General features: G+C 64.8%; 12 protein-coding genes and 1 tRNA gene. 9 read left to right on the top strand and 4 right to left on the bottom strand.

Annotated features, from left to right (window positions below):
- Nucleotides 1–8: 8 nt before the first annotated feature.
- From MU516_RS13175 to MU516_RS13185, 3 genes are read left to right on the top strand one after another with little or no spacing between them, the layout of a single operon-like run.
- Nucleotides 9–941: a sugar phosphate isomerase/epimerase family protein gene (locus tag MU516_RS13175; protein ID WP_260277686.1), complete on the top strand. Its 933-nt coding sequence runs from the start codon at nt 9–11 to the stop codon at nt 939–941.
- Nucleotides 942–968: 27 nt separating this feature from the next.
- Nucleotides 969–2111, top strand: a complete 1143-nt coding sequence (locus MU516_RS13180) for an iron-containing alcohol dehydrogenase (RefSeq protein WP_260277687.1) — start codon at nt 969–971, stop codon at nt 2109–2111.
- A complete protein-coding gene (locus MU516_RS13185; protein ID WP_260277688.1) occupies nt 2111–3070 on the top strand; it encodes a sugar-binding transcriptional regulator in 960 nt (319 codons plus the stop codon). Before MU516_RS13180 ends, MU516_RS13185 begins: the two co-directional genes overlap by 1 nt.
- 134 nt (nt 3071–3204) lie before the next feature.
- Here MU516_RS13185 and tkt read toward each other — a convergent pair whose 3' ends face one another.
- The gene (gene tkt, locus MU516_RS13190) at nt 3205–5235 is read right to left on the bottom strand and encodes a transketolase (RefSeq protein ID WP_260277689.1); all 2031 of its coding nucleotides are present in this window, start codon (nt 5233–5235) and stop codon (nt 3205–3207) included.
- A gap of 146 nt (nt 5236–5381) precedes the next feature.
- On the opposite strand from tkt, the gene MU516_RS13195 reads away from it, so the two are divergent.
- Genes MU516_RS13195 through fba form a run of 5 tightly spaced genes read left to right on the top strand, consistent with a single transcriptional unit; the run spans nt 5382 to nt 9434 of the window.
- Nucleotides 5382–6161 carry a DeoR/GlpR family DNA-binding transcription regulator gene (locus MU516_RS13195; RefSeq protein ID WP_260277690.1) on the top strand — a complete coding sequence of 260 codons (780 nt, stop codon included), beginning with the start codon at nt 5382–5384 and terminating at the stop codon, nt 6159–6161.
- 4 nt (nt 6162–6165) lie between these two features.
- A complete protein-coding gene (locus MU516_RS13200) occupies nt 6166–6924 on the top strand; it encodes a triose-phosphate isomerase (protein WP_260277691.1) in 759 nt (252 codons plus the stop codon).
- Nucleotides 6925–6936: 12 nt separating this feature from the next.
- Nucleotides 6937–7398 (top strand): D-erythrulose-4-phosphate isomerase, encoded by a 462-nt coding sequence (gene derI / locus MU516_RS13205; protein ID WP_260277692.1) that lies wholly within the window; start codon nt 6937–6939, stop codon nt 7396–7398.
- Between the two features lie 18 nt (nt 7399–7416).
- Nucleotides 7417–8394 (top strand): class 1 fructose-bisphosphatase, encoded by a 978-nt coding sequence (locus tag MU516_RS13210; RefSeq protein ID WP_260277693.1) that lies wholly within the window; start codon nt 7417–7419, stop codon nt 8392–8394.
- A 5-nt stretch (nt 8395–8399) separates the two neighbouring features.
- Nucleotides 8400–9434, top strand: a complete 1035-nt coding sequence (gene fba / locus MU516_RS13215; protein ID WP_260277694.1) for a class II fructose-bisphosphate aldolase — start codon at nt 8400–8402, stop codon at nt 9432–9434.
- Nucleotides 9435–9441: 7 nt separating this feature from the next.
- Here fba and MU516_RS13220 read toward each other — a convergent pair whose 3' ends face one another.
- The gene (locus MU516_RS13220) at nt 9442–9864 is read right to left on the bottom strand and encodes a DUF1489 family protein (RefSeq protein ID WP_260277695.1); all 423 of its coding nucleotides are present in this window, start codon (nt 9862–9864) and stop codon (nt 9442–9444) included.
- A 176-nt stretch (nt 9865–10040) separates the two neighbouring features.
- On the bottom strand, nt 10041–11375 hold the full coding sequence (gene tig / locus MU516_RS13225) for a trigger factor (RefSeq protein WP_260277696.1): 1335 nt from the start codon (nt 11373–11375) through the stop codon (nt 10041–10043).
- 171 nt (nt 11376–11546) lie between these two features.
- Here tig and MU516_RS13230 point away from each other — a divergent pair, with 171 nt between their 5' ends.
- Nucleotides 11547–11933, top strand: a complete 387-nt coding sequence (locus MU516_RS13230; RefSeq protein ID WP_260277697.1) for a hypothetical protein — start codon at nt 11547–11549, stop codon at nt 11931–11933.
- A 35-nt stretch (nt 11934–11968) separates the two neighbouring features.
- Here the strand turns inward: MU516_RS13230 and MU516_RS13235 are convergent.
- Nucleotides 11969–12064 (bottom strand) — tRNA-Sec (locus MU516_RS13235).
- Nucleotides 12065–12084 lie beyond the last annotated feature (20 nt).

The following is a 12084-nucleotide window of genomic DNA, read 5'->3' on the forward strand; positions in this document are numbered from 1 at the left end:
GAAACAACATGCCCCTGACGCTGTCCCTGAACACCAATCCGCTGGTCAATCGCTTTGCCGATCCCGATGACCTGATTGATACGGTCGCCCGTGATCTGCGGATCCGCGACCTGCAGCTGACCCATGAGTTCATCAACCCTTCCTGGCCCGCCCCGGTGATCCGGCGGCTGACCCGACAGATGGGTGCGGCGCTGGATCGCACCGGCGTGCGCGTGACCAGCGGCATGACCGGTCCCTACGGGCGGCTGAACCATTTCGGTCATCCCGACCGCGATGTGCGTCGCTACTATGTGGACTGGTTCAAGACTTTCGCGGATATCAACGCAGATCTGGGCGGAACCAGCGTCGGCACCCAGTTCGCAATCTTCACCTATCGCGATTACGACGACCCGGCGCGGCGCGAAGATCTGATCCGCATCGCCATCGATTGCTGGGCCGAGGTCGCAGACCACGCCAAGGCCGCCGGTCTGGACTATGTTTTCTGGGAACCGATGAGCATCGGGCGAGAGTTCGGCGAGACGATCGCCGAATGTCTTAAGTTGCAGCGCCGGCTGACGGCGGCAGATATGGCGGTGCCGATGTGGATGATGGCGGATATCGACCACGGCGATGTGACCAGCGATAATCCCGATGATTACGATCCCTATGCCTGGGCGCGCGCCGTCCCGAAGGTCAGCCCGATCATCCACATCAAGCAGTCGCTGATGGACAAGGGGGGGCATCGCCCCTTCACCGCCGATTTCAACGCACGCGGCCGCATCCAGCCCGCACCATTGCTTGCGGCCCTTGCCGAAGGTGGCGCGACCGACAACGAGATCTGCCTTGAACTCAGCTTCAAGGAGAGAGAGCCGAATGATCGCGAAGTGATCCCCCAGATCGCCGAAAGCGTCGCTTTCTGGGCGCCGCATATCGACACAGGGGCCGATAAGCTGAATATCTGAGCCGACGAGAATTTGCAGGAGCGACAGATGCAGCCATTTGCCTTTGCCACTGCCACCGAGATCCTGTTCGGCCGGGGGCAGGCGGACAGCGCACCGTCAAGGATCGCGGCACTGGGACGTGCCGTGCTTCTGGTTCATGGCAGCAACCCGGCACGCAGCGCCGGCTTGCGCGCGGGGCTTGCGGCAAGCGGCTGCCACGTCACCGGCTTTGCCGTTGACCGCGAACCCGACATGGCGATGATCGAGGCAGGTGTGGCTGCGGCGCGTGCGGAAGGCACGCAGGTCGTGGTGGCGATGGGGGGCGGTGCCGTCATCGACGCGGGCAAGGCGGTTGCGGCGCTGATGCCCGCGACGCGCCCCATGCTGGATCATCTCGAGGTGGTCGGGCGCGGTCTTGCGCTGGATCGCGCGCCCTTGCCCTTTGTTGCGATGCCCACGACGGCGGGCACCGGCGCCGAGGTTACACGAAACGCTGTGATCGGCGTGCCGGAACACCACCGCAAGGTCAGCCTGCGCGATGCCCGCATGTTGCCGCGCCTTGCCATCGTCGATCCGGCGCTGACCGATGGCTGTCCGCGCGTCGTGACACTTGCCTCGGGGCTGGATGCGATTACCCAGGTGATCGAACCCTATGTCAGCACCCGGGCCAACCCGATGACAGATGCCCTGTGCCGCGATTCGATCCCGCGCGGGCTGGCCGCCATTCGTCGTCTGATCGAGGCAGAGGACCCTGCCGCGCGCGACGATATGGCCTGGATCAGCCTGTGCGGCGGGTTGGCGCTGGCCAATGCCGGGCTTGGTGCGGTGCATGGACTGGCCGGTCCGTTGGGTGGCCTGACAGGCGCCCCGCACGGCGCGATCTGCGGAACGCTGCTGCCGCATGTGCTGATCGCGAATCGTGGCGCGGTCGCTGACCCCGGACGGCTGGATCAGGTCGGGCGCTGGATCGGACAGGCTTTCGGGGTGCCCGAAGCATCCCTGGCCCAGGCGGCCAGGGTCATGTCCGACTGGTCTCGGGCCGCCGGGCTTCCATCTTTGTCCGAACTTGGCATCGACAGCACGGCACAGGACGCGGCCGCCACGGCCGCCGCTGCGTCGTCTTCGATGAAGGCGAACCCGGCGGTCCTGTCGCCGGACGATCTGCGCGCGCTGATGCAGGCGGCCGGCTGATGGCGCGCGGCGGCGGGATCGATCCGGAACAAAGCCTCGCGATACGCGCGGCATGGCTGCATTACGCTGGCGGGCTGACACAGGCGGCGGTCGCCAAGCGGCTTGGCTTGCCGTCGGTCAAGGCGCATCGGCTTATCGCGCGGGCGGTCGCGGATGGTGTGGTCAAGATGTCGATCGATGGCGAGATCGTCGAATGTGCGATGTTGGAGGACCGGCTTTGCGCGCGATACGGACTTGATTACTGCGAGGTCGCGCCGGATCTGGGCGAGAATGGCATTCCGCTGCGCGCCCTGGGGCTTGCCGGTGCAGCCTTCCTGCGTCGCCAGATCGAACGGGGCGAGCATCGGGTGATCGGCCTTGGCCACGGGCGAACACTTGCGGCGGCGGTGCATCAGTTACCGCGTTTCGACGCAAGCAACGCAAGGTTCGTGTCCCTGCTTGGGGGGCTGACGCGCAACTACGCGGCCAACCCCCATGACGTGATGCATCGCCTTGCCGAGAAGACCGGGGCGCAGGCATTCGTGCTGCCGGTGCCGTTCTTCGCGAATTCCGAGAAGGATCGGGCGGTGTTGCTGGCGCAACCCGGCGTGCGCGAGATCTTCGATCTGTCGAATGCCGCGTCGCTGAAGATCGCGGGCATGGGCACGGCGGATGCGGGGGCCCAACTGGTCGCCTCGGGGATGATCGAACCGCGCGAGATCGCCGAGATCGAGGCAGCGGGGGGCATGGGCGAGATGCTGGGACATTTCTTCGACGCGAAGGGGCGGGTGCTGCACACCACGCTGTCGGCGCGTACGCTGTCCGTGGATCTGTCCGGTCCGGCAGGCAGCCGGATCGTGGTGATCGCCGGGGGACCGGCCAAGGTCGCGGGACTGCGGGCTGTCCTGAACAGCGGCCATGTCAACGGTCTGATCACCGATGAACTGACCGCCACTGCCCTGATCGGCGACCAGATCTGAGATCCCCCCTTGTGACCGATGAAGGGGACGGGCCGGGCAAAGCCCGGCCCGGTCGTTGCCACTGGGCCCGGGGCGCGCGCTTTCGCGCGCGCAAGGAAAGGCGTCGGGGCCGCGAGGTCAGCCCCGGCGCGAGGTTACTTGCCGGCCAGCGCCTTCGCACGTGCGATGATCGCGTCGCTGGTGATGCCGAATTCGCGATAGAGGCGGTCGATGGGGGCCGAGGCGCCAAAGCCGGTCATGCCGATCACGTCATCCTCGCTGGCGACATAGCGGGTCCAGCCCAACTTGCCCGCCGCTTCGATGGCGATGCGCGGGGCGTCGCCAAGGGTGGCCTTGCGATAGTCCAGAGGCTGGGCGTCGAACAGTTCCCATGACGGCATCGAGACGACGGCGATACTCATGCCGTCCTGATGCAGCGCCTCGGCGGCCTCGACGGCCAGTGCGACCTCGGTTCCGGTGGCGATCAGGGTCACGTCGCGGCCCTCGCCGAACTGGCGGATGATATAGGCGCCCTTGGCGGTCAGGTTCTCGTCCCCCGCCTGGGTCCGCAATTGCGGCACGTCCTGACGCGACAGCGCCAGAAGCGACGGAACCTTGCGGTTGCGGATCGCGATGTCCCACGCCTCCAGCGTCTCGACCGTGTCGGCGGGGCGCAGCACGGTCAGGCCCGGAATAGCGCGCAGGGATGCAAGATGCTCGATCGGCTGGTGGGTCGGGCCATCCTCGCCCAGACCGATACTGTCATGCGTCATCACATAGATCGTGCCGATGCCCATCAGCGCCGACAGCCGGATAGCGTTGCGGCAATAGTCCGAGAACACCAGGAAGGTGCCGCCATAGGGGATGAAGCCGCCATGCAGCGCGATGCCGTTCAATGCTGCCGCCATGCCGAATTCGCGCACGCCATAACCGATATATCGGCCCGGCGCCTCGCGGGAATACTGGCTGTCCACGGCCTTGACGCGGGTCAGGTTCGATCCGGTCAGATCGGCAGATCCGCCGATCATTTCGGGCACGGCCTCGGTCAGCGGATCCAGCGCCATCTGGCTGGCCTTGCGGGTCGCGGCCTTTTTCGGTTCCGCGAACAGCCGGTCGCGGGAGGTCTTGACGACGGAATCGTAGTCGGCAGGCAGTCTACCCGACAGGCGACGGGTGAATTCGTCCCGCACATCCCTCGATTTGGCCACCAGCCGTTCTTCCCATGCGGTCCGGGCATCGGCGCCGCGTGCGCCGATCCTGCGCCATTCGGCTGCAAGATCTGCCGGAATTTCGAAGGGGGCCGCCGACCAGCCAAGCGCCTCTTTGGTCAGCGCGGCCTCGTCCGCGCCAAGCGGCGCGCCGTGGACGGAATAGGTGCCGGCCTTGTTGGGCGAGCCGAACCCGATCACCGTCTTCATCGCGATCAGCGAGGGTTTGCCCGCCTCGGCCTTCGCTGCCGTGATCGCGGCGTCCAGCGCGCGGCCGTCATGACCGTCGCAGGATTGCACATGCCAGCCGCAGGCGGCCAGGCGGGCTGGCACGTCCTCGGAAAAGCTGACCGAAGTCGGTCCGTCGATGGTGATGCTGTTGTCGTCGTAAAGCACGATCAGCTTGCCCAGCCCCAGGTGACCGGCAAGGCTGATCGCCTCTTGCCCGATACCTTCCTGCAGGCAGCCATCGCCCAGAAAGACATAGGTATGGTGATCGACCAGGTCGTCGCCGAACTCGGCCGCCAGTCGACGTTCGGCCAGCGCCATGCCGACCGCCATCGCCAGGCCCTGACCCAGCGGACCCGTTGTCAGTTCAATCCCTTTGGCATGGCCGTATTCGGGGTGGCCTGCAGTGATCGCGCCCCATTGCCGGAAGTTCTTCAGCTGATCCAGCGTCATGTCCGCATAACCGGTCAGGTGAAGCAGGCTGTATTGCAGCATCGAGGCATGGCCGTTCGACAGCACGAAACGATCGCGATCCGGCCAGTCAGGGTTGGACGCGTCGAATTTCAGATGGTTGCGGAACAGCACGGTCGCGGCATCCGCCATCCCCATCGGCGCGCCGGGGTGGCCGGAATTGGCGGCGTTCACCGCGTCGATCGACAGCGCGCGAATGCAGTTTGCCAAGGCAAAGTTTTCCGGGTCTCGCGCGGCCTTTTCGGCGATTGCAGGGTCTTTCGGGGTATCCAAGGGCATGTTCGGTCCTCCTGTGTTGCGAGCGTGATACGCGCGAACGCAATAAATCACAAGATAAAATCACAAAGTCACAAAAATTATGTTGCATTGTGTGATGTGGGTGTTAAAAACATCATTGGCGAAACGGAATTGGCCAGGAGGTTGCCGTGAAACGCGACGAACGCAGACAGGCCATCATGGATATTCTGGTCGAAGACCGGGCCGTCGATCTGGACGATCTGGCTGACCGCTTCGCGGTGTCGAAAATGACAATCCACCGCGATCTGGACGATCTGGAACAGGCCGGACTGCTGCGCAAGGTGCGCGGCGGCGCGACCATCGAGGCGGGAACGCAATTCGAAAGCGATTTCCGCATTCGCGAGTTGCAGGACAGCAGCGCCAAGTCGCGCATGGCCCATGTCGCGCTGGATCTGGTCGAGCCGGGGATGAGCGTCATGGTCAATGACGGTTCGATGGCGTCGCTGCTGGGGGCGCGACTGGCCGATAAGGCGCCACTGACCGTCATCACCAACAACGCCGCCGTGCTGGATCATCTAAAGGATGTGCCACGGGTCACGCTGATCGCGCTGGGTGGGGCTTACAGCGCCAAGTTCAACGGCTATTTCGGGCTGGTGACCGAATATGCGCTGGCCCGGCTGCGCGCCGATATCGCGTTCATCTCGACCCCGGCGCTTGCGGGGCTGCAGGCCTTCCACATGGACGAACCCGTGGTGCGTGCCAAGCGCGCCATGATGGCTGGTGCCGAACGCAGCGTGCTGCTGGTCAACCATCAGCGTTTCGGTCGTCCGGCCTTGCACCTGCTGGCCGATCTGTCCGAATTCGACGCCATCATCACCGACGCGCCCCCGGCGCCCGAAGATCGTGCGGCACTGGATCGCGCGGGCATCGCCCTGACCATCGCCAGCGCCCAACCCACCGAGGATTGACAACATGACGTTCTGGATTGGAACAAGCTGGAAGATGAACAAGACGCTGGCAGAGGCGCGCGACTTTGCCGAAGGGCTGGCCGCCGCCGATGCCGATCGCGACGACCGGATTCAACGCTTTGTCATCCCGCCCTTTACCGCCGTGCGCGAGGTCAAGGCGATGCTGGACCGGACCAGCGTCAAGGTCGGGGCGCAGAACATGCATTGGGCTGATGAGGGTGCCTGGACCGGCGAGGTCAGCCCGGTGATGCTGAAAGACTGCAACCTCGACATCGTCGAACTGGGCCACAGCGAACGCCGCGAGCATTTTGGCGAAACCGATGAAACCGTCGGACTGAAGACCGAGGCCGCGATCCGTCACGGGCTGATCCCGCTGATCTGCATCGGCGAAACCCTGTCCGAACGCGAGGCGGGTCGCGCCCAGGATGTGTTGGAGGCGCAGGTGCGTGGTGCCTTGGGGCGGCTGACAGAGGATCAGAAAGCGGCGCCGATCCTTCTGGCCTATGAACCCGTCTGGGCCATCGGCGTGAACGGCATTCCCGCGACCTCCGACTATGCCGATGCGCGGCAGGCCGATATCACGGCGGTTGCCCGGAACGTCGTGGGTCGCAAGCTGCCCTGCCTCTATGGCGGCTCGGTCAGTCCCCAGAACTGCGAGGAACTGATCCAATGCCCGCATATCGACGGGCTGTTCATCGGACGCTCGGCCTGGAAGGTCGAGGGATATCTGGACATTCTGGCGCGCTGCGCCGCGAAAATCTGAAGGAGTGACGACATGAAACTGGCTATCGCAGGCGACAGCGCGGGCGAAGGTCTGGCCAAGATTCTGGCCGATTACCTGAAGGACAAGCATGAGGTGTCTGAAATCAGCCGGACCGACGCTGGTCCGGATGCGTTCTATGCCAACCTGTCCGACCGGGTGGCGTCGCAGGTTCTGGACGGCACATATGACCGCGCGATCCTGGTCTGTGGCACCGGCATCGGCGTCTGCATCGCGGCCAACAAGGTGCCGGGCATCCGCGCCGCGCTGACCCATGACACCTATTCGGCGGAACGCGCCGCGCTGTCGAACAACGCGCAAATCATCACCATGGGCGCGCGTGTGATCGGCGCCGAGGTTGCCAAGACCATCGCCGATGCCTGGCTGGCCGAGACGATGAACTTCGACGCTGCCGGCAAATCGGCCGGTAACGTGAATGCCATCGACCAGGTCGATGCGAAATACAACAAGGGCTGAGACCCTCGGAACGTCGCCATGCTGAAACTGCCCGATGACGGCCCCGCGCGGGGCCGACCGATCCATGATGCGCTGACGCAGGACGGTCCCGGCGCCGTCGTGTTGGCACTGGCGCAGGCCCTGCCGCCGCTGGCCGCGCGGCTTGCCGCGGGGCGGCTGCATGGCGATCCCGAGGCCATCGTCGGCATCAATGACAGCGGCGACAAGCAGAAGGCGCTGGATGTCGCGGCCCATTGCCACATGCTGGACGCGCTGCGCACAGTTGGCGTCCGGCAGGTTCTGTCGGAAGAGGCGGAAGACATCATCACCCTGAACGATGACGGCCTGTTCGACGTCGCCATCGATCCGATCGACGGATCGGGCAGCATCGGCGTCGGCGCGCCGTTGGGGATGTTGTTTTCGGTCCTGCCTGCCGCGCCAGAGGGGTTTCTGCGAACGGGTCGGTCCATCGTGGCGGCGGGATATGCGTCCTTCGGTCATTCGCTTGATTTCGGCTGGTCGCTCGGGCAGGGCGTTCAGATCGCGGGGTTTGATGCGGCGGCGGGCCATTTCCGCGTCGTCCGGGATGACGTGACGCTGAAACCCGCCACCTCGACCATCGCCTATAACGCCTCGAACGAACGGCATTGGTCGCCCGGACTGCAGGCATGGCTGCGCGATCTGCGCGCGGGCGCCGACGGGCCGCGAGGGCGCGATTTCAACATGCGTTGGCTGGCAGCCGCGGTGGGGGAATTGCACCGTATCCTACTGAAGGGCGGCGCATTTCTTTACCCCGCCGATGGCCGCGCTGGATATGAGCATGGCCGCTTGCGGCTGATCTACGAATGCGCGCCCATCGCCTTTCTGATCGAACAGGCGGGCGGCGCGGCCAGTGACGGGCAGGTCCCGATCCTCGACCGTCGGCCGCGCGGGCTGCACGACTTCACCCCCCTGATCTTCGGCGCCACGGACGAGGTGGACACGATTCTCGCCTATCTCGCCGGCAACAAAGGATAGATCCGATGGCCATGATTACGCTTCGCCAGCTTCTGGACCACGCAGCCGAGCACGGCTACGCGGTGCCGGCGTTCAACATCAACAACATGGAACAGGGGCTTGCGGTCATGCAGGCGGCTGCCCGGACCGACAGCCCGGTGATCCTTCAGGCCAGCCGGGGCGCGCGGTCCTATGCCAACGATCAGGTGCTGGCCGGGCTGATCGCCGGGCTGGCGCGTGCCTTTCCGCAAATTCCCCTGTGCATGCATCTGGATCATGGCAACGGCCTGCCGACCTGCGCGACCGCGATCCAGAACGGGTTTACCAGCGTGATGATGGATGGCAGCCTGAAATCCGACGGCAAGACGCCGGCCGATTACGACTATAACCGCGACATCACCGCGCGCGTCGTCGAGATGGCCCATGCCTGCGGCGTGTCGGTCGAGGGTGAACTGGGCGTGCTGGGCAGCCTTGAAACCGGAATGGGCGATCAGGAAGACGGCCACGGCGCGACCGAGAAGCTGTCCGAGGATCAGCTTCTGACCGACCCCGACGAGGCCGCGCGTTTCGTGGCCGATACGGGCGTTGACGCGCTGGCCGTCGCGATGGGGACCAGCCACGGGGCCTATAAGTTCACCCGCGAACCTGACGGCCAGATCCTTGCGATGCATGTCATCGAGGCGATCCACGCGCGGATTCCGAACACCCATCTGGTCATGCACGGATCGTCCTCGGTTCCCGAGGATCTGCAGCAGATCATCAATTCCCATGGTGGCGACATTCGCCCGACATGGGGCGTCCCGGTCGAGGAGATCCAGCGCGGCATCCGGTTCGGTGTGCGCAAGGTCAATATCGATACGGACAGCCGGCTGGCGATGACCGCCGCGATCCGCAAGACCCTGACCGAGGACCCGTCCGAGTTCGACCCGCGCAAGTATCTCAAGCCCGCCATGACGATGATGGCCGAGATGTGCCAGCAGCGATTCGAAGCATTCGGAACGGCTGGAAACGCCTCGAAGATCCGGCCGCTTACGCTGGCGGAAATGGCCGCGCGTTACTGAGCGACGTTCAGACCAGCCCCATCTCGGACAGCGCCGCCGCCACGCTTGGCGGCAGCGCTTCTTCGGCGCCGCGGCCTTCCGGCAGATCGGCGGGGGCGTCCTTTCCGTCCAGATAACGCCAACCCTGAAACGGTCTTCGGGGAACGGCGCCGACCCGAACCAGATTCCGATCCAGGACAAGCGCGCAGCGCCGGATCCCGTCGTCACCGATCCGCTCGTCCAGCCTCAGGATTCGCTGTCGCGCCAGGATCACACCCTTGAAGACCCAATAGATCGATCCGCCGTCCAGCAACTCGGCCTCTCGCCTGGGCCACATGCGTGTAACATGGCAGGCAGGCGCGTCGCCGAACCGCTGCTGCTGCCAGCGCAACAGATCATCGGGCCCTTCGGCGCCGACGCACAGCTTCATGAGATTGAGGGAACCGGACATGAACGCAAGATAGGTCTAGCGACGCGGACCCGCAAGCGCGCCTAAGGCTTCTTCTTGGCGCAAGCGTCCCTGCAGAAGACTTTGGCCCGTCGGGCAACGCGGCCGCAGAATGGCGCGAAACGAAGAAAGCCGCGGCGGGTGCCGCGGCTTTCGGGGGACTGCTAGTTAGGCGCGGATCAAAGTTCGTCCAGCGCCTCGACAGCCTTTTCCAGCTCTTCCTTGCTGACCTGCTTTTCCTCGACCTTCGCCTGTTCGGCGATGTGATCGACGACCTTGTCTTCGAAGATCGGGGCGCGCAGCTGTTGCTGGGCGGCTTGGTTCTGCTGGACGAATTCGAAGAACGCGCGTTCCTGGCCCGGATACTGGCGCGCGGCTTGCAGCACGGCCTGGGTCATTTCCTGATCGCTCACCTGCACTTCGGCCTTCTGACCGATTTCGGCCAGCAGCAGGCCCAGACGCACGCGACGCTCGGCCAGTTTCTTGTGCTCGTCGGTGGGTTCGATTTCGCCGTGGTTGTGGCCCTGCTCCTCGGGATGTTCCTCGTGCCACAGCTGATGGGCGATCTGCCCGGCCTCGGCCTCGACCAGCGATTCGGGCAGATCGAACTTCACCTGATCGTCAAGCTGGTCCAGCAGGGCGCGCTTCATGATCGCGCGCGCAGCGCCGGCATATTCCTGTTCCAGCCGCTCGGCGATCTGCTTTTTCAGACCCTCAAGATCCTCGGCGCCGTACTTCTTGGCCAACTCGTCGTCGATCTCGGCGGGCTTGGGGGCCTTCACGGCCTTGATCTTGCATTCGAAGGTCGCGTCCTTGCCGGCCAGATGCGGCGCGCCGTATTCGTCGGGGAATTTGACGTTGACGGTAACGTCTTCGTCCATCTTTGCGCCGACAAGTTGTTCCTCGAAGCCGGGGATGAAGCTGTTCGATCCCAGGACCAAGGGATAATCCTCGGCCGAGCCGCCTTCGAACGCCTCGCCGTCCACGAAGCCCTTGAAGTCGATCACGACCTGATCGCCGTCCTTGGCCTTGCTGCCCTTGCGGCGATCGTCAAAGTTCTGAGCCGATTTCGCAAGATTTTCCAGCGCCTCGTCGATCGCGGACTGCTCTGCCGGAACGCTCAGCTTTTCCAGCTTCAGCTTGGCCAGATCGACCTCGGGAATCTCGGGCAGGGATTCGTACGAGACGTTGACGACGACATCGTCGCCCTCTTTCCAGGTCTCGCCGTTCTCCATCTCGATCTTGGGCTGGGCGGCGGGACGGTCGCCCGATTCCTCAAGATGCTTGCGCAGTGCGCCGTCGATGGCTTCCTGCATGGCATCGCCCATGATGCGCTGGCCGAATTGCTTCTTCAGCATCGCCATCGGGACCTTGCCCTTGCGGAAGCCCTTCATCTCGACCTCGGGCTGCGCCTCTTTCAGCTTGGCGTCGACCGTCTCGGCCAGCTCGGCGGCGGGCAGGGTAAACTGGTAGCCCCGCTTCAGACCTTCGTTCTGGGTTTCCTTGACCTGCATCATCGTCCTCATAGCAAGAAGGGCCGCCGGGTAGCGGCGGCCTGAAAATTTCCGCAGTTCTATTCTTCGGGGCCATGCTCTGCAAGCAGATAGCTTGGCGGCCGACGGAACCGTCGCGCCGCACAGGCGTTGGGCGTTCAAGCAATTCCCGGCACAAGAGGGGGCGAAGCCATGACAACCCATTCAATCGTGAAGTTCGGCGGTATCGCGGCCGTCGCCTTGATGCTGGGCGGAACAGGGGTCTTGGCCCAATCGCAGCCCGACGTTGCGACCGGCGGCGAATGCGCCGACGACGCGGGCGTCGCGTTGCCTGCGACTCAGCCGCAGCCGTCCGAGGACGGCACCGCGCCCGGCAATTCCGGCAGTACCGGCTGGACGGGCGGGACCGGCGGGTCACAGATCGGTACGAATTCGCAGGGCGCAGTGCCGTCATCGGTGACGTGGCACGCCCCGACGGCGCGCGGGCTGGATCTGCAGGGACGGCCCGAACCCGCCGGTCAGCCGCAGGATGAGCCGAAGCCCGCCTCGCAGGACTTGGCCGGCCTTCCCGACTGCTAGGTCGAGCCTCGGTTCGCAGGTTCTCGGAGAGAAACTGGCGGAAGGGAATGGGAGTCGAACCCACCCGGGACAGGCTCGCTGCCCCAACCGGTTTTGAAGACCGGCCGCCCCACCGGGGACGATTCCCTTCCGGATGCGCCGAACAGATCCA

It is taken from the genome of Paracoccus maritimus (genome assembly GCF_025195095.1).
GTDB classification, from domain to species: Bacteria; Pseudomonadota; Alphaproteobacteria; order Rhodobacterales; family Rhodobacteraceae; genus Paracoccus; species Paracoccus maritimus.